The sequence below is a fragment of the Streptomyces sp. NPDC087906 genome, assembly GCF_055584925.1.
This window is the reverse complement of record NZ_JBVJLC010000003.1, coordinates 593,707-617,525: the sequence shown is the minus strand read 5'-3', so window position 1 is coordinate 617,525 and position 23,819 is coordinate 593,707. Positions and strand designations below refer to the sequence as shown.

The following is a 23,819-nucleotide window of genomic DNA, read 5'->3' as shown; positions in this document are numbered from 1 at the left end:
ACGCAGACCCCGTGCGGGCACGGGGAAGGATGGTTTCAGCAATGGGCCGCACCGGCCCATGAGGACGGACGAAGGGCGCTGTCGTGTTCACAAGCGTATTGATGATCGAGAAGCCTCTTTCGCCCGAGGACGTGGAGTTCGTCACGACCCTGCACGGCGACGAGGCCATTTCCTTCGTCGTGCTCATGCAGCCGCGCGGCGACCAGGCCGACGCCCTGCTGCGCGCCATCGACGACGTCGCCTTCGGCGAGCTGAAGGAGGCGTCCCAGGAGGGTGACGTACCGGAGGGCGCCGCCGCCAGACAACCGGCAGAACTGGCGCTCGAACACTCGCTGGCGGCGCTGCGCGCGCAGGGCTCGCAGGCGACCGGGCAGGTGGTCGAGGAGCACCCGCTGGACGGGCTCAAGGCCGTCGTGGACCAGGCGGGCGCCGACGAGGTGATCGTGCTGACCGAGCCGCACTACGTGGAGGAGTTCTTCCACCGGGACTGGGCCTCCCGCGCCCGCCACAAGGTCGGCGTCCCGGTGCTCAAGCTCTTCGCGCACAGCGAATAGGCTGGGTGACCGCACGAACACGTCACGCACGCCTGCCCTGGGAGAAACGCGAATGGCATCCGAAACCGGCATCCCCGACGCCATGGAACGGCCGCACTTCATCGGTATCGGCGGCGCCGGGATGTCCGGGATCGCGAAGATCCTGGCCCAGCGCGGCGCGAAGGTCGCCGGCAGTGACGCGAAGGAGTCGGAGACGGCGCAGGCGCTGCGCGCGCAGGGTGCCACCGTCCACGTCGGGCACGCGGCAGCGCACCTCGCCGACGACGCCTCGTGCGTGGTCGTCTCCAGCGCCATCCGCGCCGACAACCCGGAGCTGGCACGCGCCGCCGAGCTGTCGGTCCCCGTCGTGCACCGCTCCGACGCACTGGCCTCGCTGATGCGGGGGCGCAGGTCGATCGCCGTGGCCGGTACGCACGGCAAGACCACCACCACCTCGATGCTGGCCGTCGCCCTGACCGAGCTGGGCCTCGACCCGTCGTACGCGATCGGCGGCGATCTCACCGGGCCCGGCACCAACGCCCAGCACGGCGCCGGCGACATCTTCGTCGCCGAGGCCGACGAGAGCGACCGCAGCTTCCAGAAGTACGACCCCGAGGTCGCGATCGTCCTCAACGTGGAGCTGGACCACCACGCGAACTACGCGTCGATGGACGAGATCTACGAGTCCTTCGAGACCTTCGTCGGCAAGGTCGTCCCCGGCGGCACGCTCGTGGTCTCCGCCGACCAGCCGGGCGCGGTCGAGCTGGCCTCCCGGGTCCGCGACCTGGCCACGCTCAAGGTCGTCACCTACGGCGCTGCCGAGACCGCGGACGTACGGGTCCACAAGGTCACCGCACGCGGGCTGACCAGCGAGGTCACCGTCGTCCTCGACGGCCGCTTCCTGACCTTCACCGTCTCGGTCCCCGGCCGGCACTACGCCGACAACGCCGTCGCCGCGCTCGCCGCCGGGGTCGCCCTCGGCGTCCCCGCGCACAATCTGGCGTCGGCGATCGGCACGTACACCGGCGTCAAGCGCCGCCTCCAGCTCAAGGGCGAGGCGGCCGGCGTGCAGGTGATCGACTCGTACGCGCACCACCCGACGGAGATGACGGCCGACCTCGAAGCGATGCGCGCCGCCGTCCCGGAGGGCTCCCGCATCCTGGTGGTCTTCCAGCCGCACCTCTTCTCCCGCACCCAGGAGCTGGGCACGGAGATGGGCCAGGCGCTGGCCCTCGCCGACGCCTCCGTCGTGCTCGACATCTACCCGGCGCGCGAGGACCCGATCCCCGGGATCACCAGCGCCCTGATCATCGACGCGGCCCGCGCCGCGGGAGCCCAGGTCACGGCCCTGTCGGACAAGAACGCCGTGCCGGAGACCGTCGCGGGAATGGTGAGGGCGGGCGATCTCGTTCTCACCATGGGCGCGGGTGACGTCACGGACCTCGGTCCCGTCATCCTGGCCCGCCTGACCGACTGAGGTCCGGCCGGACCCTGAGGGAGAACTCATGGCGTACGACATCGACAAACCCGACGAGCAGTGGCGCGCCGAGCTGTCCGACGCGGAGTACGCGGTACTCCGCAAGGCGGCCACGGAACCCGCTTTCGTCGGTGAGTACACCGACACCAAGACCGCCGGCGTCTATTCCTGTCGCGCCTGCGGGGCCGAGCTGTTCCGCTCGGACACGAAATTCGAGTCGCACTGCGGCTGGCCGTCCTTCTACGACCCGAAGGACACGGACGCGGTCGAGCTGATCGAGGACCGCTCGATGGGCATGAAGCGCGTCGAGGTGCGCTGCTCACGCTGCGGTTCGCACCTCGGCCACGTCTTCGAGGGCGAGGGCTACCCGACCCCGACCGACCAGCGGTACTGCATCAACAGCATCTCGCTGCGGCTGGCGCCCGACGAGAGCTGAGTCCGGGCCTGTCGTCCGGATCAGGCCGGCCGGGACCGTCAGCCGGCCGGCCGGCGCCCGAGGCCGCCGAACCGGCGGCCCAGCCGCTCGAAGGCGCCGGGGCGGTTCCACAGCCGGAACTCCTCGGCCCGGTGCGCCCCGGCCCGCTCCAGAGCGTGCTCGACCGAGGCGACGTCCTCGGCGGGCAGCGCCCGGACCACGGGCCGCAGCACCTTGTCGAGCAGCGCCGAACGGGTCTTGTCCCAGGGGCGGTTGGCCCCCGGCAGCGAACTCCACGCCACGAAGCAGTCGGCGACGTAACCGGGCGCCGCTGCCAGCCGCTCCCGTACCCGGTCGGCGCGGGCGGCGGCGCCGTAGGCGGCCAGCAGATCCGGCTCGTCGGAGTGGATCAGCGCGTACAGCTCGCCCTCCGGCCGCTGCTCGGAGAGCAGATGGCGGGCGAGGATCCCGAACACCAGGTCGACGACGCCGGGTTCGAGCGGCTCCACGGCCGCCTTCAGCGTCAGGGTCCGCTGCGTCCACGGCGGTTGCGCCTGGCCCCGCTCCAATTCCCTCGCGAACCGCAGCAGTTGCAGCACGCCGCGCACCCGCGGCGCCAACTGGTCGGGGAAGCTGCGCAGCAACTCGTGCGCCAGATCGGGCGCGTCGGTGTCGTCGGCCGAGCATTCGAGCGCGGCACTGACCAGGGCCCGCCAGGTGCCCGCGGCGCGATGCGCGTCGGAGCCGGTCTCCCCGAGCATCTGCCGCGCCTCGCCCGCGGCGGGGGCGCCGCCGTCCCAGACCAGCCGTACGGCCGTGCGCAGCACCAGCGGATCGGCAAGCGGTGACACACCGGAGGCGCGCAGCGCGGCGTGCAGGGCGGTGACCCGGTCACCGCCGGGTATCGGCAGCCAGGGCGCCCCCGCGCACATCCGCAACTGCGGCAGCGCCTGCACCCCCGTGAGGTCGAGCGGGGTGCGGGCCAGCAGCCGGGCGGCGGCGGGCGGATCCTCCGCCGCGAGCGCGTCGAGGGCGCTGAGCAGCGCCGTACGCAGCTCGAAGTGATCGTCGACCATGGCGCGCAGGGACGGTGTCCAGGCGGCCTCCGGGTCGGCGAGCAGCGCACGCGCGAGCCGCCGGGCCAGCGCGGGCAGCAGGTCGGCGCAGTCCACACCGAGCACGCCCGCAGCGCGCAGCAGCCCCAGCGGCCGGGCGGTGTCAGGTCCGCTGCCCGCCGAGTCGCGGGTGATACCGCCGCGCAGCTCCGGGGCCAGCTCGACGGCGAGGCGCCCCAGCAACTCGGACGGCAGCGCCATCAGTTGCGGCGCGGGCAGTTCGTGCCCCGCGTCCGGCATCCGCACCGCCAGGGTCAGCACCAGCGCCCCGAGCAGGGTGGTCGTGGTCGACGGCGCCTGGCCGTCGAGCGTCCCGAACAGCGCCGCCAGAGCGGCCGATTCGGCCGCCGTACGGTCCTCGGAGGGCGCGCAGAGCGCCTCGACGACCTGGCGCAGCCGCTTCTCTTCGAGGTCGCGCGCGTGCGCGCGCGCCCAGCCGGCGGCTTCGGTGCGCGCCTGCGGACCGAGCCCGATGTCGGCGCACAGCGCCACAGCGGCGAGCGCGCCGGCCGAGAACGCGCCGGCGGGCAACGCGGCCGCCTCGGTGAAGAGTTCGGGCGCCCTGGCCAGCCAGACCCGCGCCGCCGTCAGCGCCCAGACGTCCGTGACCGCTTCCTGCGGCTGCGGGCCGCCCGGGTCGGGCGGGGTGCCGGGTTCCTGGCCGGTCGTACCGTCCACGATCCGGAAGGTCTGCCCCGGCTCGCCGAGGGACGGCGCGTCGTCCGGCAGCACACCGACGATCTGCTGCGGTGCGAGCCGCGGCCGCCGGGTGTACGTGGTGAAGGTCAGCCGCAGCGCCTCCGCGCGCGGAAGTACCGTGCTGGCGAGCGCGATCCACCGGGCGGCGTCCGCGCTGTCCCGCTCGACCAGCCCGATCCGCCGCGCCGGATCCGCGGTGTGCAGTGCGCGCAACGCGGCGAAGAAGAAGGGGAGTTGCCCGGCGCGCGCCGCCGCGAACCGCACCTGCGCGTCCCGGCCGAAGACACCGGGTCCGGAGAGGCCGCTCAGCGGCAACGGCACCCCGCCGTCCGGCGTTTCGGTCGCCCACACCGGGGAGTCCCACCCCGCGACGGGCAGGACTGCGCTGTCCGTCGCCGTGCCGTACGCGTCCGGCGGGAACAGCACCCCGTGCGCGTGGAACGACGACCACCGCCCGCTGTGGTCGACACCCGTGCACACCGTACGGGCCAGCAGCCGGCTGCCGTCGGCGAGCAGGCTGTGGCTGAACGCGAGCGGAAACGCGGCCAGTTCGGCGGCCGTCGGATGCGGCGGCGCGTCGCGCGGCGGCTCGTACCCGAGCAGCGCCCCGGCTTCGTCGAGGACCGCCTGCGCCGTGCCGGGCGTGACGGCGGTGAAGCGCGGCGCCGACCCGTCGGAGCCCTGCGGGGCCGAGGCGTAGTGGAGTTGCGCCAGTTGTGGCGCGAGCGCGTGCAGGGCGGGGTCCGTCATGGCCGAACCCTATCGACCTGACGACCCCCTCCGGACCGCGTCCCGGGCGATCCGGACGACGGCCGGAGGGAGGGCCGGCGCAGCGCCGTCGCCCGCGCACGGACGGGGCTCGTGGGCGGCTGGCGCGTGGGGTCGCGGGGCGCCTGCGATGCCCTTGCGCGCAGGGCCACTTGGGCAGTTCGGCACTGGCCCGCGAGTGAGCGCGCCCGCGTGTGCGTGCCGCGCGGAGCCGACCGGTGCCCGCCCGGCGGGCTCCGCTCTCGCCGCCGGGTCCACCTCCGCGGCCCGCAGGCCGCGGCCCGCACCCGCCGGTCGCGGCACCCGAAGGGCGCGATGGGACAATGCCGCCATGGATGAGCAGCAGATCGCGGCGCTCGCCGCCCGCGCCCGCAAGCTCGCCGTTCCGGGCGAACGGCATGTCCTCGGTATCGCGGGCGCGCCGGGGGCCGGCAAGTCCACTCTCGCCGAGCGGATCGTCGACCGGCTCGACGGCCTCGCCGTCCTCGTACCGATGGACGGCTTCCATCTCGCCCAGGCGGAGCTGGTCCGGCTGGGGCGCGCCGAGCGCAAGGGCGCCCCCGACACCTTCGACCCCGGGGGCTACGCGGCGCTGCTCGGCCGGCTGCGCGCACCCGAGCCCGGCACCGTCGTCTACGCGCCCGCGTTCGACCGGTCCCTCGAAGAGGCGGTCGCCGGCAGCATCGCCGTCCACTCCGACATCCCGCTCGTCGTCACCGAGGGCAACTACCTGCTGCTGGACGACGGCCCCGACGGACCCTGGACGGCGGTCCGCGCGCTCGTCGACGAGGTGTGGTTCCTGGATCCCGACCCGGAGGTACGGGTACGCCGGCTCGTCGAGCGCCATGTGCGCTTCGGCAAGGAGCGGGCGTACGCCGAGCGCTGGGTGCGGGAGTCCGACGAGGTCAACGCGCGCCTCGTGCTGGCGGGCAAGGACCGCGCCGATCTCGTTGTCGGTCAGGACCGTTAGCATCGAAAGGGCGGCGATCGGCGGTCGACCGGAGATGTACGGGTGGAGGCGGATGGCGTGGGCTTGTTCCGACGAGGGCCGAAACGCGACGGACGCGACAAGCCCCGCGACCCCGCGTTCTCCTTCTTCTCCGTGGACGAGGGCGCGTGGTTCCGCTCCCAGGTCCGCGAGGCCTTCGCCGAGGAGGGCCTGGAGCTGACGGTCTACGCGGACATGGTCAGCGACAGCGCGGGCCGCCAGTTCGGGCTCGCCAATCTCGCCGCCGTCTGCCACAACGACCACCGGGGTCAGCGCGTCTGGGGCGACCTGGCCAGGCAGCACGCGGGGATGGTGCTGCGCACCATGGACGGCCCCTCGGCGCTCGACACCCTGCCGCCCGAGCAGATCAGGGCGCAGCTCTACCCCCGGGTGATCAGCGGCGACGGCCTCGACCCGCAGAGCTTCGCGTACGCGCGCTCGGTCGCCCCCGGGCTGTACGAGGTGCTGGCGCTGGATCTGCCGGAGAGCGTCATGATGCTCAACGACGAGGCGCTGGAGCCGCTCGGCCCGGTCCAGCAACTGCGCGACCGTGCCCTGCGCAATCTGCGGGAGCTGCCGGTCGAGGGGCGCGAGACCGTCAAGGACTCGGGCGGGATGCGCTTCGAGGTGGTCCTCGGCGACTCGTTCTACACGGCCAGCCGGGTCCTGGCGCTGGAGTCCGTCGTACGGCAGGTGACCGGGCAGCACGTCACGGCGGACGGCGCGCTGGTCGCGATGCCGTTCCGGCACCAGCTCGCGTTCCATGTCATCCGGGACACGACGATGATCCCCTCGCTCAACGCGATGGCGTCGTTTGCCGCGTCCGGCTACGCGGACACCCCCGGCGCGATCAGCCCGTACGTCTACTGGTGGCGGGGCGGCACGCTCACCCAGCTCAGCGACGAGGACGAGGACGGCGAAGGGCTGCGGATCGTCGTGGGCGACGAGTTCCAGGAGCTGCTGGAGCGGCTGGTGGAGCGCGAACCGCCACCCGCGTGAACCCGACGTGAACCCTTTCGTCCGGACCGCCCCACCAGGCACGATGACCCCATGCCGACCACACCGGAGCCCGCGCCCGACACCGCCGCAGACACCGCACCCGCAGACACCGCACCCGCAGACACCGCACCCGCAGACACCGCAACCGCAGACACCGCACCCGCAGACACCGCAACCGCAGACACCGCAACCGCAGACACCGCACCCGCAGACACCGCACCCGCGCCGTTCACCGCCGACGACTACCGCGAGCGGATGGCCCGTACCGCCCGCTCGGCCGCCGAGGCGGGACTGGCCGGCGTGCTGGTCGCGCCGGGACCCGACCTGACGTATCTCACCGGCTACCACGCGTCACTGACCACGGAGCGGATGACCATGCTCGTCGTCCCCGCGGACGGCGATCCCGTCCTGGTGGTGCCCGCGCTGGAGGCGCCCGACGCGGCCAGGGCGCCCGGCGCGCCCGCGCTCACCCTGCGGGACTGGACCGACGCCCAAGACCCGTACGCCGCGACGGCGCCGCTGCTCGACCCGGCGGGCCGCTTCGGCATCAGCGACAACGCCTGGGCCCTGCACCTGCTGCGGCTGCGCGCCGCGCTGCCCGGCGTCTCGTACACCGCGCTGACCGAGGCGCTGCCGATGCTGCGCGCCGTGAAGGACGCCCGCGAGCTGGCCAGGGCCGAGGCGGCGGGCGCCGCGGCCGACGCCGCGTACGGCGAGATCCTGAAGGTCCCGTTCGCCGGGCGCAAGGAAACGGACATCGCCGCCGACCTCGCGGCGCTGCTGCTGCGCTTCGGCCACTCGCAGGTCGACTTCACCGTCGTGGGCTCGGGCCCCGGCGCCGCCGACCCGCACCACGACGCGGGCGACCGGGTCATCGCCGACGGGGACATGGTCGTCCTGGACTTCGGCGGACTGAAGCACGGCTACGGGTCCGACACCACCCGCACCGTCCACGTCGGCGAGCCGACCGACGAGGAGCGGCGCGTGCACCATCTCGTGCGCGAGGCGCAGCAGGCCGGCTTCGAGGCGGTCAGGCCGGGCGTCGCCTGCCAGGAGGTGGACCGCGCCGCCCGCGCGGTGATCGAAGCCGCCGGCTACGGCGAGTACTTCATCCACCGCACAGGCCACGGCATCGGCATCACCACGCACGAGCCGCCGTACATGATCGAGGGCGAGGAGCAGCCCATGGTGCCGGGCATGTGCTTCTCGGTCGAGCCCGGCGTCTATCTGCCCGGCCGGTTCGGGGTCCGGATCGAGGACATCGTGACGGTGACGGAGACCGGTGGCCGCCGCTTCAACAACACCTCGCGCGAGATGGCGATCGTGCGCTGACAAGCAGCGTGCGCGGTCGGTCGGGGGCGGCGCGCGGCCGGTCGGGGGCGGCGCGCGGCCGGTCGGGGCGGCGGCGGCCGTCAGTTGTCGGTCAGCACCACGCACGACTCCGGCGGCAGCCGCAGCATCCCGTCGGCGCCCGGCGCCCGTACCGGCTCCCAGGCGGCCAGCACCCGGCCGCCGCCGCCCAGCGGGATCTCGGCGCTCCGGTCCGACAGGTTGACCGCGATCCGCAGATCGCCCCTGCGGTACGCCAGCCAGCGCGCCGCCTCGTCGAACGCCACCTTCACCGTGGCCAGGTCGGGGTCGGCGAGGTCCGGCTGGCCGTGCCGCAGGGCGATCAGCTCGCGGTGCCAGGCCAGCAGCCGGGCGTGCGGCTCCTTCTCGATCTCCGTACGGTCCAGGCAGGACCGCTCGCGGGTGGCCGGGTCCTGCGGGTCGGGGATGTCCTCCTCCGCCCAGCCGTGCGCGGCGAACTCCCTGCGCCTGCCGGTACGGACGGCCTCGGCGAGCACCGGGTCGGGGTGGTCGGTGAAGAACTGCCAGGGGGTGGCAGCGCCCCACTCCTCGCCCATGAACAGCATCGGGGTGTGCGGCCCCGTCAGGACGAGCACGGCGGCGCAGGCGAGCAGCCCGGGGGAGAGCGTGGCGGAGAGCCGGTCGCCCAGCGCGCGGTTGCCGATCTGGTCATGGGTCTGGGCGTAGCCGAGGAAGCGGTGCGCCGGGGTTCTCGTCCGGTCCACCGGGCGGCCGTGGACTCTGCCGCGGAACGTCGAGTACGTGCCGTCGTGGAAGAACGCCCTGCTCAGCGTCTTGGCGACGGCGGCGAGCGGCGCGCGGGCGAAGTCGGCGTAGTAGCCCTGGGACTCGCCGGTCAGGGCGGTGTGCAGGGCGTGGTGGAAGTCGTCGTTCCACTGCGCGTGCAGCCCGAGGCCGCCGTCGGTGCGCGGGGTCGTGGTGCGCGGGTCGGCCAGGTCCGACTCGGCGATGAGGAACAGCGGCCGTCCGACGCCCGCCGCGAGCGCGTCGACCGCCGTGGACAGCTCTTCGAGGAAGGTCAGCGCGCGGCCGTCGGCCAGGGCGTGCACGGCGTCGAGCCGCAGCCCGTCGAGCCGGTAGTCCCGCAGCCAGGCCAGCGCGCTTTCCAGCAGATAGGCGCGCACCTCGTCGGAGCCCGGCGCGTCCAGGTTGACCGCGGCGCCCCAGGGGGTGTGGTGCGTGTCGGTGAAGTACGGGCCGAACTGCGGCAGGTAGTTGCCTGCCGGACCCAGGTGGTTGTGGACGACGTCCAGCACCACGCCGATGCCCAGGCCGTGCGCCGTGTCGACAAAGCGCTTCAGCGCCTCGGGCCCGCCGTACGGCTCGTGCACCGCCCACAGCGACACCCCCTCGTACCCCCAGCCGTGCGAGCCGGGGAACGGGCAGAGCGGCATCAACTCGACGTGCGTGATGCCCAGTTCGGCGAGCGGCGCGAGCTGTTCGGCCGCCGCGTCCAAGGTGCCCTCGCGGGTGAACGTGCCGACGTGCAGCTCGTACAGCACAGCGCCGGGCAGCGGCCGGCCCGCCCACTCGACCTGCCACGCGTACGCGGCCTGGTCGACGACGGCGCTCGTGCCGTCGGGTCCGTCCGGCTGGCGGCGCGAGCGCGGGTCGGGGAGCACGAGACCGCCGTCCAGCGCGAAGCCGTACCGGCTCCCGTCGGCCGCCGGCGCCTGCGCCAGCCACCAGCCGTCCCGCTCCGGATCGCGCTCCATCGGCCGGTCGGCGTCCTCAAGACGCAGTACGACCTGGTCCTGCGCCTTCGGTGCCCACACCTCGAACTGCACGGACGGTCCCCCTCTTTCTGTCATCGGCTTCACCACACACCGTTCCCACATGGTGGCAAGCCAGACCGCCGGGCGGCCGGTCATCACCCCGAATTGGCAAGACGTTCCCCCAATACGACGCCCACGGGCCCGGCATCCGGTAGGGGGATCAGTCCCAGGTCATATTGATAGCCCGTTGAACGTTCAGGTAACCGGCTCGCCTGAACGCCGCAGCCGCAGCGCGGTCCCGGACGGTACGGGCCCGCGTATTTCGGGGCGTCCGCGCACCGGCCCGTCTGGACACCTCGGTGCCCTCGGCCCGACAATTGCGCTGTGACGTCTTCCTTCGAGTCCCCCACGTACCCCGCGCGGCTCTCCGACGCCGAGCGGGACCGGGTGCTGGCGCTGCTCAGGGAAGGGGCGGCGCAGGGGAGGCTGTCGCACGACACGTTTCTGCGCCGGATGGATCTCGTGCTCGCCGCGCGCAGGGCGGACGAGCTGAAGATACTCACCGCCGACCTGGAGACCGAAGGCCCGTGGTCCAAGCGGCTGTTCGGGGCCGTGGGGCGGGTCTCGGCGTTCTCGTCGCGGCTGCGCAGGGCGTGGCAGGTGGAGCGGCTGCCGAAGCTGCTGCTGCCGCAGCCGAGCCCCTACCCGCTGCGGATCGGCCGCGATCCGGTCAACGGGCTGCGGCTGAGCGACGACACCGTCTCCCGGCTCCACGCCGAGCTGGTCATGCGCGGCGACCAGTGGATCCTGCGCGACCTCAGCTCCACCAACGGGACCGTCGTCAACGGCCGCCGGGTGACGGCGACGGCCGTGGTGCGGGACGGCGACATGGTGAGCTTCGGGCAGATGAGCTTCCGTATCGCGACGGACTAGATCCGGCCGCCTTCGGCGGACTCCCGCGCCGCCCTGCCTAGGAGCCGCCCGGCGCGTCGTCGGGGTGCCGGGCCTCAAGCTCGGCCACCCGCGCTTCCAGCGCCACCATGCGGTCGTACAGGTCGAGCGTCATCCGCGGGTCGATCGGGATTCCGGTCCCCTCCGCGACCCTGCGGCGCAGCCACTGTTCGAGCGTCTCGTCGTCCTGCCTGCGCTGGTTCTTGCGACTGTTGCCTGCCATCCGCAGGAGTCTGCCAGAGCCGGGCGGGCCGCCGCAGCGCCGTACCGCCCTCGGGGCGTGGCCACTTGGGCGGTACGGCGCTGCGGTGCGGGGTGACCGTCAGGTGGTCACCGCTCCCAGCAGGGCCACCGGGCGTTCCGCGAACAGTTCGGCCAGCGGCACCGGATGGTCGGGGCCGCCCTCGAACTCCCGCTCGGGGGAGGCCAGCAGGTCGACCCAGCGGCCCGGCGGCAGGGCCAGTTCCGTGCCCGTCCAGCCGCCCGTCTCCGCCAGCCGCAGCGGCAGCCTGGTGACGGCCGTGACCACCTCGCCCGACCTGCTGAACGCCAGGCAGTGCGCGGCGGCCGGGCCGGCGGCTTCCAGCGGCGTGTACGTTCCCGACTCGCCGAACGCCTCCGGGCGCTCCCTGCGCGCCTTCAGCGCCGCCGTCGTCACCACCGTCTTCTCGTCCGGCGGCCCCGGCCGGAACCTGGCCCGGTTGTCCGGGTCGACCAGCGCGAAGTACTCCCGCTCGGTGCCCTGGTAGAGGTCGGGCACGCCCGGCATCGTCAGGTGCACCAGCGCGGCGCCCAGCGCGCCCGCCCGTACGTACGGGGACAGCGCGCGGGTGAAGTGCGCGACCGTGCGGCGCGCAGCGCCCGCCGGGCCCGCTTCGACGAAATCGGTGACCGCCTGCTCGTAGCCGGGGTCGCCCTCGGTCCAGCTCGTGCGCAGCCCCGACTCCCGTACCGACTTCAGCAGCGCCGGACCCATCCGGCTGCCGTCCGGCGCGCCGGCCAACGACGCGTCCACGTCGACGGAGTCGCCGGCCGGGGTGAAGCCGACCGCCGTCTGCCACGCCTGCCAGGCCACCTGCGGATCCGGCGCCGGCACCCCGGACACCTGCTCCAGCAGGTCGTCCCACCACTTCGGGCACTGCGACAGCACCGCGATCCCGGCCCGTACGTCCGCGCTCCGCTTGGTGTCATGCGTCGTCAGGACCGTACCGGTGGCGGGCCAGTCGCGCGCCAGCCTGCCGCAGTACGCGTGGAACTCCGCCGGGCTGACCGCGGGCGTGCCCGGGTCGCCGCCCACCTCGTTGGCGGAGATCAGCGGCACGAACCGGTAGAACGCCGTGTCCTCGACGGACTTGGCGCGCAGCGCCGAAGCGGTCTGGGCGAAGCGCGCGCAGAACGTCACATGGTCGGGTCCCGTACCGAGCCTGCCGAGCGCCAGGTCGCGCACCACGTCGACGGCCGCCGCCTCCTGCTCCACCACGAAGGCCGCCTTCGCCTCGCGCACCGCCTGGGCCGGGATCGTCGCGGCCGACGCTTCCGTGAGCGGCCCGCCGGGGCCCGTCGCCGTCACGTACGGGCGGTAGACGGGGACCCGTACCAGCAGCTCGCGGACGGCCGTGCGCAGCGCCCAGGGCGCGTGGTCGCGCAGGGCCGGGTCGGCGGCGCAGATCCGCTCGGCTGCCCGCACCAGCACCTCGGTCTCGGCGGCCAGTTCATGGACGACCACCTTGTACGCGGCGCGGCGCACCGTCGGCTCCCAGTGGCCGCCCCGGTCGGCGGCCGGCGCCGCCACCTCCCGGTACCTGTGCTCCAGCGCCGCGGCGCCGACCGGGTCGGTGAACAGGCCGTCGATCTTGCGCAGCGCGTCGTAGCCGGTCGTGCCGGCCACCGGCCAGGTGGCGGGCAGCACCTCGTCGCCGGTGAGGATCTTCTCCACCACCGTCCAGCAGGCGCCGCCGGTCGCCTCGTTCAGCCGGCGCAGATACCGCTCGGGGTCGGCGAGCCCGTCCGGGTGGTCGATGCGCAGCCCCTCGACCACGCCGTCCCGGACCAGCTCCAGGATCTTGGCGTGGGTGGCGTCGAAGACCTCGGGGTCCTCGACGCGCACCCCGATCAGCTCCGAGATGGTGAAGAAGCGGCGGTAGTTCAGCTCCGTACGGGCCAGCCGCCACCAGCACAGCCGGTAGTGCTGCGCGTCCAGCAGCTCGGGCAGCGCCAGCTCCTCGGTGCCGGGCGCGAGTGGGAACCGCTGCTCGCCGTGGTGCAGGACGCCGTCCTCGACCCGCATGGCGGCGAGTTCACCGCCGACGGGCCCCGGCAGCACGGGCAGCAGCATCTTCCCGTCACCCGCCGACCTGTCGATGTCGAACCAGCTCGCGTACGGGGAGTCCGCGCCCTCGCGCAGCACCTCCCACAGGGCCTTGTTGTGGGACGGCGCCGCCGCCATGTGGTTGGGGACGATGTCGAGGACGAGACCGAGGCCGTACTCGCGGGCCCGGCGGGCGAGCTGCCGCAGCCCGTCCTCGCCGCCCAGCTCGTCCCGTACCCGGGAGTGGTCGACGACGTCGTAGCCGTGGGTCGAGCCGGGTACGGCTTCGAGCACGGGGGACAGATGGAGGTGCGAGACCCCGAGCGCGGCGAGGTACGGCACCACCTTCTCGGCGGCCCGGAAGGTGAAGTCCGGCTGGAGCTGGAGCCGGTAGGTCGCGGTGGGCGTCATACGGACGTTCGTACCCCGCTTCGGGCTTCGTGTGTCATTGACTCATGCGGACGGGCGGACGGTCAGGGGTGCTGTCAGGGTGTCTGTACCGGCTTGTACACGTACGGCGTTGTCGTGGTCAGGGCGGTGAAGCCCAGCCGTTCCAGGATCGGCCGGCTGGTCTCCAGGGCGTCGACCTGGAGATAACGGTAACCGCGCGCGGCGGCGATCTCCGCCCGGTGGGCGACCAGCGCCCGGTAGACCCCTTTGCCCCGCCATGCTTCCACCGTGCCGCCGCCCCACAGCCCGGCGAACTCCTTGCCCGGGGGCAGCTCCATCCGGGCCGCGCTCACCGGTGTGTCACCGGCCATCGCGACGACCGCCGACACGGTCTCCGGGGCCTCGGCGAGCTGCGCCAGCAGCCGCTCCCGGTAGGCGCGGCCCGTCATGCCGAACGCCTGCTCATGGACGCCGGACAGCAGCTCCATCCCGGCGGCGTCGGTCACCGGGCACAGCCGTACGCCCGCCGGGAGCCGGACCCGCGCTGACAGCTCCCCGACCTCGGCGACCAGCACCGTCTCGGTGTCTTCCGGGACGAAACCGGCGGCCAGCAGCCGCTCGGCGAGATCGGCCGGGCGGTCGTGGCCGTAGAGCTTCCACTCGAACTCGTAACCGAGGGGGGCGAACCGCTCGATCTGCGCGACGACCGCCGCCTCGGCCGCGGCGCCGTCCAGGGCCGGGTCCGACCAGAGGACGCCGTTCCAGTCGTGCTCGGCGCCGACCTGCCGTACCACCCCGGCGGCCCGCTCGACCCGGGCTCCCGGGCCCTCGGCCACCGCGTCCTGTCGTATCTGCCGGTCGAAAGCGGTCAGTACCGCACGTTGATCCATACGGCCACTCCAGCACCGGCGGCGCGGCGCGGCAAACGCGTTTCGCGCCGCCGGTGCTGGACGGGCGGACCGGCGGACTGGGCGGACCGGCTAACGGACGGCGGGTCAGGCGGGGCGCATCAGCACCGTCATGCTCCGGCCGATCATGGTGATGTGCGCGCCGCCGTCGACCTTCGGACCCGCCCCCGGCGGTACGTCCTCGGGATGGGCGGTGTCCACCACGACCTGCCACTGCAGACCGTGGTTGACGGGCACCACGAACTCCAGCTCCTCACTGCTCGCGTTGAACATCAGCAGGAACGAGTCGTCCGAGATCCGCTCGCCGCGCGGCCCCGGCTCCGAGATGGCGTGCCCGTTGAGGAAGACCGTCATCGCCTTCGCGTGCGCGGCCTGCCAGTCCTGCTGCGTCATCTCCTCCCCCTCGGGGGTGAACCAGGAGATGTCCGACAGCTCGTCGTGGGTGCCCTCCACCGGGCGCCCGTGGAAGAACCTGCGCCGCCGGAACACCGGGTGGTCGCGGCGCAGCCACACCATGGACCGGGTGAACGACAGCATGTCGTCCTCGGCAGCGCTGCCCGCCTTGGCGCCCGGCTCGGGCCAGCGGACCCACGACACCTCGTTGTCCTGGCAGTACGCGTTGTTGTTGCCGCCCTGCGTACGGGAGAACTCGTCGCCGTGGCTGAGCATCGGCACGCCCTGCGACAGCATCAGCGTCGCGATGAAGTTGCGCATCTGACGCTTGCGCAGCTCCACGATCTCGGGATCGTCGGTCTCGCCCTCCGCGCCGCAGTTCCACGAGCGGTTGTGGCTCTCGCCGTCCCTGTTGCCCTCGCCGTTGGCCTCGTTGTGCTTGTCGTTGTACGAGACCAGGTCGTTGAGCGTGAAGCCGTCGTGGCAGGTGGTGAAGTTGATGGAGGCCAGCGGGCGGCGTCCGTCGTCCTGGTACAGGTCGGACGAGCCGGTGAGCCGCCCCGCGAACTCGGCCAGCGTGCGCGGCTCGCCGCGCCACAGGTCGCGGACCGTGTCGCGGTACTTGCCGTTCCACTCCGTCCACAGCGGCGGGAAGTTGCCCACCTGGTAGCCGCCCTCGCCGACGTCCCACGGCTCGGCGATCAGCTTCACCTGGCTGACCACCGGGTCCTGCTGGACCAGGTCGAAGAACGACGACAGCCGGTCCACCTCGTGGAACTGCCGGGCCAGGGTGGCGGCGAGGTCGAAGCGGAAGCCGTCGACATGCATCTCCGTCACCCAGTAGCGCAGCGAGTCCATGATGAGCTGCAGGACGTGCGGACTGCGCATCAGCAGCGAGTTGCCGGTGCCGGTGGTGTCCGTGTAGTAGCGGGCGTCCTCGCTGAGCCGGTAGTAGTGCGCGTTGTCCAGGCCGCGGAAGGACAGCGTCGGGCCGAGGTGGTTGCCTTCGGCCGTGTGGTTGTAGACCACATCGAGGATGACCTCGATACCCGCCGCGTGCAGCGCCTTGACCGCCTGCTTGAACTCCAGCACCTGCTCGCCGCGGTCGCCCCACGAGGCGTACGTGTTGTGCGGCGCGAAGAAGCCGATGGTGTTGTAGCCCCAGTAGTTGGCGAGGCCCGCGTCCACCAGCCGGTGGTCGTTGACGAACTGATGCACCGGCATCAGCTCCAGCGCCGTCACCCCCAGCTCGGTGAGATGCTGGATCACCGCGGGATGGGCGAGTCCCGCGTACGTGCCGCGCAGCTCCTCCGGCAGCTCCGGGTGGAGCATGGTCAGACCCTTGACATGGGCCTCGTACAGCACCGTCTTGTGGTACTCGGTCCTCGGCAGCCGGTCGTCGCCCCAGTCGAAGTACGGATTGACGACGACGGACGACATCGTGTGCGGAGCGGAGTCCATGTCGTTGCGCGAGTCCGGCTTGCCGAAGTGGTAGCCGTAGACGGCCTCACCCCACTCGACGGAGCCGCTGATCGCGCGGGCGTAGGGGTCGAGGAGCAGCTTCGCCGAGTTGCAGCGGTGGCCCTGCTCCGGCTCGTACGGGCCGTGCACCCGGAAGCCGTACCGCTGGCCCGGCATGATGCCGGGCAGATAGGCATGGCGAACGAAGGCGTCGGTCTCGCGCAGTTCCACCGCCGTTTCTGAACCGTCGTCGTGCAGCAGGCACAACTCGATCCGGTCGGCGGCCTCGGAGTAGACCGCGAAGTTGGTGCCGGCGCCGTCGTACGTGGCGCCCAGGGGATATGTCTGTCCCGGCCAGACCTGCATAGATAAGACTCTTCCATTTCTGATCCGGGTGCTGCGGGTCACTTGCGTCAGATCTTCCCCGAAAGAAGCGAAACCACCTAGGAACCCGGAAGATTCTGCCGAAGAACGGGGGAGATTCTGGCGACGTCAACCTCACGCTACGCGCCGTCGCCCGTTCAACGGACCCGCGCTCGGGGGCACCGCGGGGGCGGTCACATGGGGGGCGTGCCCGGTGGCGCACCGGGCGTAATCCCTATGAACCATCTCACTCCGGTAGATCTCGCCACAGGGAACCACCTTTCCGAAGGGGGGAGTTGGGAAAGGAGCCTGTGCATCCGGCTGCACCGCGCACCATCAGCGGAGTACCCTTCCTTGATCGTTCAAGGGGAGGGAAGGCGGTGCGCGGGTGAGCTCGGGAGGGCTGGAACTACCCCCCGGTGACGCAGGTCACGAGGGGGAGTCCGGCGACATCCCGCCCGGAGCGGTCTCCCTCGCGCAACCGATGGAGATCGGGGCGGAACTGGACTGGGGCGCGGAGGCCTGGACCGAGGTCCGGACGCGCGCGCAACGGGCCGGCCGCGCCTACATCTGGCTGAATCTCGTCGAACAGCGGCTGCGCGCCGTCGTGGCCGCCGTACTGCGCCCCATCTACGAACCCGTGCACGGCGAGGAGTGGGTCGTCGCCGCCGCGGGACCCGCGGGGCAGGAGTGGGTCCAGCGGGCCGTCGCCGTCCGGGAGGTCTCCCGGCGCAAGGGCTACCTCCTCGACCCGGCCGACGACAACGTCCTGAGCTTCCTCACCCTCCCTCAGCTCCGGGAGCTGATGGTCCAGCACTGGCCCTGCTTCGAGCCGTACTTCGACGACCGCCGCGACGTGGAGCTGGCGCTCGACGAGCTGGAGGTCGCGCGCAACGTCGTCTCCCGCAACCGCGCGCTGTCCGTGACCGTCCTCGCCCAGGCCGAGCGGGCGTCCGCCCGGCTGCTGGAGATCCTCGGCGGCGGCAGCGGGGTGCCGTCGGTGGACCGGCTGCCGGTCGACGCCGTGGAGGACCTGGTCGGCGACCGGTACGCGGACGTGGTCTCCGTCCATCCCGACCGGGTCAGACTCCAGCGCCAGATCCCGGCGGAGGACCTGTTCGGCGGCGCGCGCCGGGTCGACGCCATCGGGATAGGCCTGAACCTCCTCGTACAGAACTTCTCCGGCCGCCGGCTGATCCGGCTGGCCGAATCGGGCTGCCGGATACGGCTGCTCTTCCTCAACCCGGCCAGCAGCGCGGTCAAACGGCGCGAGCGGGAGCTGGGTCTGAAGAAGAATGAGCTGAGCCGCTCGGTGGAGATGAACATCCTCCATATGCGCCGGGTGCGCGCCAGCCTGCGCGACCCGGGCGCCTTCGAGATCCATGTCTTCGACGAGACCCCGCGCTTCACGGCCTATCTGGTCGACGGCGACGGCCCCGGCGGGCTCGCCGTCGTCCAGTCGTATCTGCGCAAGGCCCGCGGCATGGAGGCACCGGTGCTGGTGCTGCGCGGCGGCAGGCGCGAGATCGTACGGGCCGACAAGGACACCGAGCACGGCCTCTTCCAGACGTACCGCGAGGAGTTCGAGTCGATCTGGACGGACTCCCGGCCGGTCTCCTGACGCCGTGTTGTCAGTGGCGCGTGGCAGGGTTGGCGAGCAACGGGGAACGCAGCGCCGCACCATGAGGCATGCACGTCTGGGAGGTCCGGGATGACTTGGCACGGGGAGCCGCTGGTCGGTTTCGATCTGGAGACGACCGGCACCGAGCCGCTGGAGGCGCGCATCGTGACGGCCGCCGTCGTCGAGGTGCGGGGCGGCGAGGTGATCAGCGAGCGGACGTGGCTGGCCGATCCGGGCATCAGCATCCCGGCCCAGGCGTCGGCGGTGCACGGCATCAGCAGCGAGCGGGCGGCGGCCGAGGGGCGTCCGGCGGCGGAGGTCGCCGGTGAGATCGGCGCGGCCCTCGCCGGCCACTGGGCGCGCGGGGTGCCGGTCGTGGCGTACAACGCGTCGTTCGATCTGACCCTGCTCGCCGCCGAGTTGCGCCGGCACGGGCTGCCGCCGCTGGGCCCGGTCGGGCCGGTGATCGACCCGTACACGATCGACCGCGCCGTCGACCGCTACCGGCGCGGCAAGCGGACGCTGGAGGCGGTCTGCGGGGAGTACGGGGTGGTGCTGGACACCGCGCACGACGCGCTGGCCGACGCGCTGGCGGCCGTCCGGGTGGCGACGGCGATAGCGGGGCGGCACGGGACGGTCGCCGCGCTCTCCCCGGCCGAGCTGCATGAGCGTCAGATCGCCTGGTACGCGGAGTGGGCGAAGGACTTCCAGCGGTTCCTGCGCAAGAAGGGCAACGCGGACGCGGTGGTGGAGGCGGACTGGCCGCTGCGCGAGCTGGTGCCGACGGCCGGGGGCTGACGCCGCGTCAGCGGCGCCGTGGGGGTCGGGGCGAGGCGGGAGCCGGGGTTCCGGGTTCCGGGTTCCGGGTTCCGTCAGAACGGGTACCAGCGGACCTCGGGGTCGTCGTCGCGCAGCGAGGCGACCCGGCGGCGGAATTCGGCGAGCGCCTTCGGGTTGGTCGGCGCGTGCTGCGCCACCCAGGCGCAGCTCGCCGTCTCGCGGGCGCCGCGCAGGACGGCGCAGCCGGCCCAGTCGCGCACGTCCCAGCCGTACCCGGAGGTGAACGCGTCGTACTGCGCGGCGGGCAGCGCGTACCGGTCCCTGGACAGCGCCATGACGACGAGGTCGTGCTCCCGCAGATCGGCGGAGAACGTCTCCAGGTCGACCAGTACGGGCCCGTCAGGGCCGATGTGGACGTTGCGGGGCAGCGCATCGCCGTGGATCGGACCCGGTGCCAGATGGGGCGTCAGCGCGGCGGCAGCGGCGGCGAAGCCGTCCCTGCGCTCCCGCAGGTAGTCCGCGTCCGCCGGGTCGATCGCCTCGCCCGCGATCCGCAGCCACCGCTCGACGCCGCCGAGCAGTTCCCTGCGCGGCAGCGTGAAGGCGGCAGGGGCGGGCAGGGCGTGCACGAGCCGCAGCAGCGACGCCAGATCGGCGGCCTCGGCGGGGCGTACGGCATCGGGCAGCCGGTGCCAGAGCGTCACCGGATGGCCTTCCACCGACCGCGCGTGCGGCTCGGCGGCCCGTACGGCGGGGACGCCGTGCCCGGCGAGCCAGGAGGCGAGCGCGACCTCACGCTCGGCCCGGTCCAGCAGCCCGGGGTCCCACTTCGCGTCCCTGCCGACCTTGACGACCAGTTCACCGGCCGCGAAGACGGCGTTCTCGCCCAGCGCCAGCAGCGCCGCGCCCTCCGGCAGCCCTGTCGCCGTCAGGATGTGCCGCGCCTGTGCTTCGTCCATCACTCGCCCACTTGCTTCCGGTCCTCGTACGAACTCCGCAGAGTCTCGCACCCGTACCGCCCGCTCCCGGGGACCTGGCCTTATCCCCGCCCCGGCCCGGCCTGACCCGTCCCTCACAGGACCGCTGCAAGTCCCTTACATCCACCGGGAATCCGCCGGTCGGCGGCGGTAATTCCCCCTGGTGAGGTCTTGATCTGAGCGCGTCAATCGAGCAGGGTTTCCTGTCAGTTCGCCGGAGTCCTCCCGCCGGCGGGCATCCCCCCACTTGATGACGAGGAGTCCCCTCTTCATGACCTTCACGACCCCCAGGGCCACAGGCAGGCCGACCAACCGGATCAGACTCGCCGCAGCCGTCACCGCCGTGGCGGCAGCGGCCGGACTCACCGCACTCACCTCCCCACAGGCGGGTGCGGCCACCTCCGAAGGCGTCGTGTACGGGGCAGGCGCCCCGGGCGCGATCGCCGGCAGCTACATCGTCACGCTGGACCACAAGGCCGACAAGAAGGACCTCGCCAAGGAGTACGGCGGCCAGTTGCGGCGCAACTACACCACGGCGGTCGACGGCTTCTCGGCGAGCGGGCTCACCGCGACCGAGGCCAAGCGGCTCGCGGCCGACCCGGCCGTCGCCAAGGTCGTCCAGAACAAGACGTTCCATGTCAACGACACCCAGGAAGTACCGCCGTCCTGGGGCCTCGACCGGGTCGACCAGACGGCGACCACCGGTGACAACGCCTACACCTACCCCGCAGCGGCGGGCGCGGGCGTCACGGCGTACGTCATCGACACCGGCGTCCGGATCACCCATCAGGACTTCGAAGGGCGCGCGTCCTACGGCTACGACGCCATCGACGGCGACAACATCGCCGACGACGGCTACGGCCACGGCACGCATGTGGCGGGCACCATCGCGGGCGCCCAGTTCGGAGTCGCCAAGAAGGCGAGCATCGTGGCCGTACGCGTCCTCGACGACAGCGGCTACGGCACCACGGAGCAGGTCGTCGCAGGGGTCGACTGGGTCGCCCAGAACCACCAGGGCCCGTCCGTCGCCAACATGAGCCTCGGCGGCGGCGCCGACCCCGCCATCGACGCGTCCGTGCAGGGCGCCATCGCCTCCGGCGTGACCTTCGCCGTCGCCGCGGGCAACGAGACCCAGGACGCGAGCCTCAGCTCGCCCGCCCGGGTCCCCGAGGCGATCACCGTCGCCTCGTCCGACCAGAACGACCAGCAGTCGTACTTCTCCAACTTCGGTCCGCTGGTGGACATCTACGCCCCGGGCGGCAGCATCGTCTCCGACTACAACACCGGTGACGACGCCACGACCACCATGTCCGGCACGTCCATGGCGACGCCGCACGTCACCGGCGCCGCGGCCCTCTACCTCGCCGACCACCCGGCAGCCGCACCGGCCGAGGTCGCTGCCGCCCTCACCGCCGGCGCGACCCCGAACGCCATCACCGACGCGACGGAAGGCACCGCCAACAAACTGCTCAAGATAGTCGAGTGACCCGAAGCGGGGCAGCCGACCGCCGGTGGGCGGCCGGCTGCCCCGCCCAGGCACTGCCGTCCGGGCCGCTCGTGCCTGGCCCCCGGGGCGCGGCGCCCGTCCTATCGTGGGCCCATGACCACGACGTACGCGGCGCTGTTGCGCGGTATCAATGTGAGCGGGCACCGAAGAGTGCCGATGCCCGACCTCCGCGACCTCCTCTCGGAGCTGGGGCACAGCGATGTCGTCACGCATCTGCAGAGCGGCAACGCCGTCTTCACCAGCGCGTCGGACGACGAGGAAGCCCTGCGCGCCGAGCTGGAGAGCGCCGTCGAGACCCGGTTCGGCTTCGCCGTCGACTGCCTCGTGCGCAGCGGCGGCTATCTGCGCGCCGTCGCCGACGCGTGCCCCTTCCCCGCCGGCGAACTGGAGGGGAAGCAGCTCCACGTCACGTACTTCTCCGCCCCCGTGGGCCCCGACCGGGTTGCCTCGCTCGACCGGGACGCGTTCCTCCCCGAGGAGTTCCGGCTCGGCGACCGGGCGCTGTACCTGTACGCCCCGAACGGCGTCGGCCGCTCCAAGCTCGCCGAAGCGCTCGCCCGACCGGCCCTGTTCAAGGGGCTGGTCGCCACCAGCCGCAACTGGAACACCGTCGCCAAGCTGGTGGAGCTGACCCGTGGCTGACCCCGCATCCACCCCCGCGTTCACCCCCGCTGCCTCCGCCGTCATCGAGGCCGAACTGCGCTTCCTCGACCCGGCGGTCTTCACGTCCCCCACCCGGCTCGGCGAACTGCTCCACCCCGACTTCACGTCGTTCGGCTCGTCCGGCAGGGCCTGGAACCGGGAGACGCTGATCACCGAACTGCGGGCCAGGGGCTCGGCGGCCGGCCCGCCCACCGTCTCCCGGATGAAGGCGGTCGAACTCAGCTCGGGCGTCGTCCTGGTGACCTTCGACGCGAACGTCAACGGGCGCCGCGCCCACCGCAGTTCGCTGTGGCGGCTGACCGAGCGCGGCTGGCTGCTCTACTTCCACCAGGGCACGGAGTTCACTCCGGACGAGACTCCGGGGGACTGATCCGGCCGGCCGGCAGCGCCCGCTCGGCCCGCGCCGTCCACCGCCCGTCCGTACGGGCGATCCGCACCGGATGGTCGAAGCACTTGCTCACCCGGTCCGTGGTCAGCACCTCGTCGGCGGGGCCCGAGGCGACACACTGACCCGCGCGCAGCAGCATCGCGTGCGTCGTGGAGCCGGGCAGCTCCTCCAGATGGTGGGTGACCAGTACCGTCGCCAGCTCCGGATGTTCCAGCCGCAGCGTGTCCAGGCTGGTCAGCAACTGCTCGCGGGCCGCGAGATCGAGGCCCGTCGCCGGCTCGTCCAGCAGCAGGAGCCGCGGCTGCGGCATCAGCGCGCGGGCGATGAGGGTGCGCCCGCGCTCGCCCTGCGAGAGCGTCGGCCAGCGCGCGTCCTCCTTGCCCGCCATCCCCAGCATGGCGAGCAGCCGGGTGGCCCGCGCCCGCTCGGCCGGCTCGGGGACCCAGCGGGGCACCGGCTCGACGGAGTTCGTCAGACCGGTCAGCACGACATCGTGGACCCGCAGCGGCGAACGCAGCGGATGGCGCGGGTCGACATGGCCGAGCAGCGTGCGCAGGTCGCGCAGATCGACCCGGCCGAGCCGCTCGCCCAGCACTTCCACCGTGCCACGGGTCGGGTGCGTCACCGCCCCGAGCATCCCCAGCAGGGTGCTCTTGCCCGCGCCGTTGGCGCCCAGCAGCGCCCAGTGCTCGCCGCCGCGCACGGTCATCGAGACCGAGTCGAGCAGCAGATTCCCCTGCCGGACGACATCGATGCCGACCGCTTTCACGACAGTGGCCGCTTTCCCCTCGGCGGCCGGACGGCTGGTCATACGCGGGTGCTCCTCATCGTCGACGACGGACCCGCCGGGAATCGTCCCGGCGGAAGGGCCGGTGCCGGGGGTGGGGGCACAACACGGGGGTGGTGGAGCGGCCGGCCAGGGGGGTGCACCCGGCGGCCGTTCCGAATCGGCCGGCGACGGTGCCCGGCACCGTCGCACACGCCCGATGCTACCCGCGCCGCCCGACGGCCCGCCCACCGCGTGGACCC

Annotated in this window: 20 protein-coding genes; 12 read left to right on the top strand and 8 right to left on the bottom strand. The window is 72.7% G+C overall.

The features are described from left to right. Positions 1–101 precede the first annotated feature (101 nt). From ACZ63I_RS12200 to msrB, 3 genes are read left to right on the top strand one after another with little or no spacing between them, the layout of a single operon-like run. Complete coding sequence (locus ACZ63I_RS12200; protein WP_469337897.1) at positions 102–554, top strand: indole-3-glycerol phosphate synthase; 453 nt, start codon at positions 102–104, stop codon at positions 552–554. 52 nt (positions 555–606) lie between these two features. Next, positions 607–2,010 (top strand): UDP-N-acetylmuramate--L-alanine ligase, encoded by a 1,404-nt coding sequence (gene murC / locus ACZ63I_RS12195; protein WP_469337896.1) that lies wholly within the window; start codon positions 607–609, stop codon positions 2,008–2,010. Between the two features lie 28 nt (positions 2,011–2,038). Further along, entirely contained in the window at positions 2,039–2,446 is a 408-nt protein-coding gene (gene msrB, locus ACZ63I_RS12190) for a peptide-methionine (R)-S-oxide reductase MsrB (RefSeq protein ID WP_469337894.1), read from the top strand. Positions 2,447–2,484: 38 nt separating this feature from the next. Here msrB and ACZ63I_RS12185 read toward each other — a convergent pair whose 3' ends face one another. After that, positions 2,485–4,989: a GTPase-associated protein 1-related protein gene (locus ACZ63I_RS12185; protein WP_469337891.1), complete on the bottom strand. Its 2,505-nt coding sequence runs from the start codon at positions 4,987–4,989 to the stop codon at positions 2,485–2,487. A gap of 349 nt (positions 4,990–5,338) precedes the next feature. Between ACZ63I_RS12185 and ACZ63I_RS12180 the strand changes: the two genes are divergently transcribed. From ACZ63I_RS12180 to ACZ63I_RS12170, 3 genes are all read left to right on the top strand, one after another. After that, positions 5,339–5,977, top strand: coding sequence for a nucleoside/nucleotide kinase family protein (locus ACZ63I_RS12180; protein WP_469337890.1), 639 nt, complete (start codon positions 5,339–5,341; stop codon positions 5,975–5,977). A 57-nt stretch (positions 5,978–6,034) separates the two neighbouring features. Next, the gene (locus ACZ63I_RS12175; protein ID WP_469337888.1) at positions 6,035–6,994 is read left to right on the top strand and encodes a DUF1444 domain-containing protein; all 960 of its coding nucleotides are present in this window, start codon (positions 6,035–6,037) and stop codon (positions 6,992–6,994) included. A 255-nt stretch (positions 6,995–7,249) separates the two neighbouring features. Continuing rightward, the gene (locus tag ACZ63I_RS12170) at positions 7,250–8,326 is read left to right on the top strand and encodes an aminopeptidase P family protein (protein ID WP_469338359.1); all 1,077 of its coding nucleotides are present in this window, start codon (positions 7,250–7,252) and stop codon (positions 8,324–8,326) included. 80 nt (positions 8,327–8,406) lie between these two features. Here the strand turns inward: ACZ63I_RS12170 and treZ are convergent, their stop codons facing one another. Then, entirely contained in the window at positions 8,407–10,152 is a 1,746-nt protein-coding gene (gene treZ, locus ACZ63I_RS12165) for a malto-oligosyltrehalose trehalohydrolase (RefSeq protein ID WP_469338358.1), read from the bottom strand. 312 nt (positions 10,153–10,464) lie between these two features. On the opposite strand from treZ, the gene ACZ63I_RS12160 reads away from it, so the two are divergent. After that, complete coding sequence (locus ACZ63I_RS12160) at positions 10,465–11,013, top strand: FHA domain-containing protein (protein ID WP_469337886.1); 549 nt, start codon at positions 10,465–10,467, stop codon at positions 11,011–11,013. Positions 11,014–11,050: 37 nt separating this feature from the next. On the opposite strand, the gene ACZ63I_RS12155 is transcribed toward ACZ63I_RS12160, so the two are convergent. The 4 genes from ACZ63I_RS12155 to glgX form a co-directional block, all read right to left on the bottom strand. Continuing rightward, the gene (locus ACZ63I_RS12155; protein WP_469337884.1) at positions 11,051–11,254 is read right to left on the bottom strand and encodes a hypothetical protein; all 204 of its coding nucleotides are present in this window, start codon (positions 11,252–11,254) and stop codon (positions 11,051–11,053) included. Positions 11,255–11,353: 99 nt separating this feature from the next. Next, positions 11,354–13,750 (bottom strand): malto-oligosyltrehalose synthase, encoded by a 2,397-nt coding sequence (gene treY / locus ACZ63I_RS12150; protein WP_469337882.1) that lies wholly within the window; start codon positions 13,748–13,750, stop codon positions 11,354–11,356. A 74-nt stretch (positions 13,751–13,824) separates the two neighbouring features. Continuing rightward, positions 13,825–14,619, bottom strand: a complete 795-nt coding sequence (locus tag ACZ63I_RS12145) for a GNAT family N-acetyltransferase (RefSeq protein WP_469337881.1) — start codon at positions 14,617–14,619, stop codon at positions 13,825–13,827. A 105-nt stretch (positions 14,620–14,724) separates the two neighbouring features. After that, the gene (gene glgX / locus ACZ63I_RS12140; protein ID WP_469337879.1) at positions 14,725–16,857 is read right to left on the bottom strand and encodes a glycogen debranching protein GlgX; all 2,133 of its coding nucleotides are present in this window, start codon (positions 16,855–16,857) and stop codon (positions 14,725–14,727) included. Between the two features lie 385 nt (positions 16,858–17,242). On the opposite strand from glgX, the gene ACZ63I_RS12135 reads away from it, so the two are divergent. Further along, the gene (locus ACZ63I_RS12135) at positions 17,243–18,475 is read left to right on the top strand and encodes an SAV2148 family HEPN domain-containing protein (RefSeq protein ID WP_469337877.1); all 1,233 of its coding nucleotides are present in this window, start codon (positions 17,243–17,245) and stop codon (positions 18,473–18,475) included. A 90-nt stretch (positions 18,476–18,565) separates the two neighbouring features. Beyond that, positions 18,566–19,273 (top strand): exonuclease domain-containing protein, encoded by a 708-nt coding sequence (locus ACZ63I_RS12130; RefSeq protein WP_469337876.1) that lies wholly within the window; start codon positions 18,566–18,568, stop codon positions 19,271–19,273. Between the two features lie 74 nt (positions 19,274–19,347). Here ACZ63I_RS12130 and ACZ63I_RS12125 read toward each other — a convergent pair whose 3' ends face one another. Further along, positions 19,348–20,214: a phosphotransferase enzyme family protein gene (locus tag ACZ63I_RS12125; RefSeq protein WP_469337875.1), complete on the bottom strand. Its 867-nt coding sequence runs from the start codon at positions 20,212–20,214 to the stop codon at positions 19,348–19,350. Positions 20,215–20,503: 289 nt separating this feature from the next. Between ACZ63I_RS12125 and ACZ63I_RS12120 the strand changes: the two genes are divergently transcribed. From ACZ63I_RS12120 to ACZ63I_RS12110, 3 genes are all read left to right on the top strand, one after another. Further along, a complete protein-coding gene (locus ACZ63I_RS12120) occupies positions 20,504–21,718 on the top strand; it encodes a S8 family peptidase (protein WP_469337873.1) in 1,215 nt (404 codons plus the stop codon). A gap of 114 nt (positions 21,719–21,832) precedes the next feature. After that, the gene (locus ACZ63I_RS12115) at positions 21,833–22,381 is read left to right on the top strand and encodes a DUF1697 domain-containing protein (protein WP_469337872.1); all 549 of its coding nucleotides are present in this window, start codon (positions 21,833–21,835) and stop codon (positions 22,379–22,381) included. Next, positions 22,374–22,772, top strand: coding sequence for a nuclear transport factor 2 family protein (locus ACZ63I_RS12110; RefSeq protein WP_469337870.1), 399 nt, complete (start codon positions 22,374–22,376; stop codon positions 22,770–22,772). The genes ACZ63I_RS12115 and ACZ63I_RS12110 overlap by 8 nt, the downstream gene beginning before the upstream one ends. On the opposite strand, the gene ACZ63I_RS12105 is transcribed toward ACZ63I_RS12110, so the two are convergent. Then, complete coding sequence (locus tag ACZ63I_RS12105) at positions 22,744–23,601, bottom strand: ABC transporter ATP-binding protein (protein WP_469337869.1); 858 nt, start codon at positions 23,599–23,601, stop codon at positions 22,744–22,746. The two genes, ACZ63I_RS12110 and ACZ63I_RS12105, sit on opposite strands and share 29 nt — an antisense overlap. Positions 23,602–23,819 lie beyond the last annotated feature (218 nt).

What these genes read in the sequence shown, in the direction of transcription:
- ACZ63I_RS12200 (WP_469337897.1), top strand. Translation starts at nt 102, where the DNA reads ATGATCGAGAAGCCTCTTTCGCCCGAGGACGTGGAGTTCGTCACGACC.
- murC (WP_469337896.1), top strand. Translation starts at nt 607, where the DNA reads ATGGCATCCGAAACCGGCATCCCCGACGCCATGGAACGGCCGCACTTC.
- msrB (WP_469337894.1), top strand. Translation starts at nt 2,039, where the DNA reads ATGGCGTACGACATCGACAAACCCGACGAGCAGTGGCGCGCCGAGCTG.
- ACZ63I_RS12185 (WP_469337891.1), bottom strand. Translation starts at nt 4,989, where the DNA reads ATGACGGACCCCGCCCTGCACGCGCTCGCGCCACAACTGGCGCAACTC.
- ACZ63I_RS12180 (WP_469337890.1), top strand. Translation starts at nt 5,339, where the DNA reads ATGGATGAGCAGCAGATCGCGGCGCTCGCCGCCCGCGCCCGCAAGCTC.
- ACZ63I_RS12170 (WP_469338359.1), top strand. Translation starts at nt 7,250, where the DNA reads ATGGCCCGTACCGCCCGCTCGGCCGCCGAGGCGGGACTGGCCGGCGTG.
- ACZ63I_RS12155 (WP_469337884.1), bottom strand. Translation starts at nt 11,254, where the DNA reads ATGGCAGGCAACAGTCGCAAGAACCAGCGCAGGCAGGACGACGAGACG.
- treY (WP_469337882.1), bottom strand. Translation starts at nt 13,750, where the DNA reads ATGACGCCCACCGCGACCTACCGGCTCCAGCTCCAGCCGGACTTCACC.
- ACZ63I_RS12145 (WP_469337881.1), bottom strand. Translation starts at nt 14,619, where the DNA reads ATGGATCAACGTGCGGTACTGACCGCTTTCGACCGGCAGATACGACAG.
- glgX (WP_469337879.1), bottom strand. Translation starts at nt 16,857, where the DNA reads ATGCAGGTCTGGCCGGGACAGACATATCCCCTGGGCGCCACGTACGAC.
- ACZ63I_RS12130 (WP_469337876.1), top strand. Translation starts at nt 18,566, where the DNA reads ATGACTTGGCACGGGGAGCCGCTGGTCGGTTTCGATCTGGAGACGACC.
- ACZ63I_RS12125 (WP_469337875.1), bottom strand. Translation starts at nt 20,214, where the DNA reads ATGGACGAAGCACAGGCGCGGCACATCCTGACGGCGACAGGGCTGCCG.
- ACZ63I_RS12120 (WP_469337873.1), top strand. Translation starts at nt 20,504, where the DNA reads ATGACCTTCACGACCCCCAGGGCCACAGGCAGGCCGACCAACCGGATC.
- ACZ63I_RS12115 (WP_469337872.1), top strand. Translation starts at nt 21,833, where the DNA reads ATGACCACGACGTACGCGGCGCTGTTGCGCGGTATCAATGTGAGCGGG.
- ACZ63I_RS12105 (WP_469337869.1), bottom strand. Translation starts at nt 23,601, where the DNA reads ATGACCAGCCGTCCGGCCGCCGAGGGGAAAGCGGCCACTGTCGTGAAA.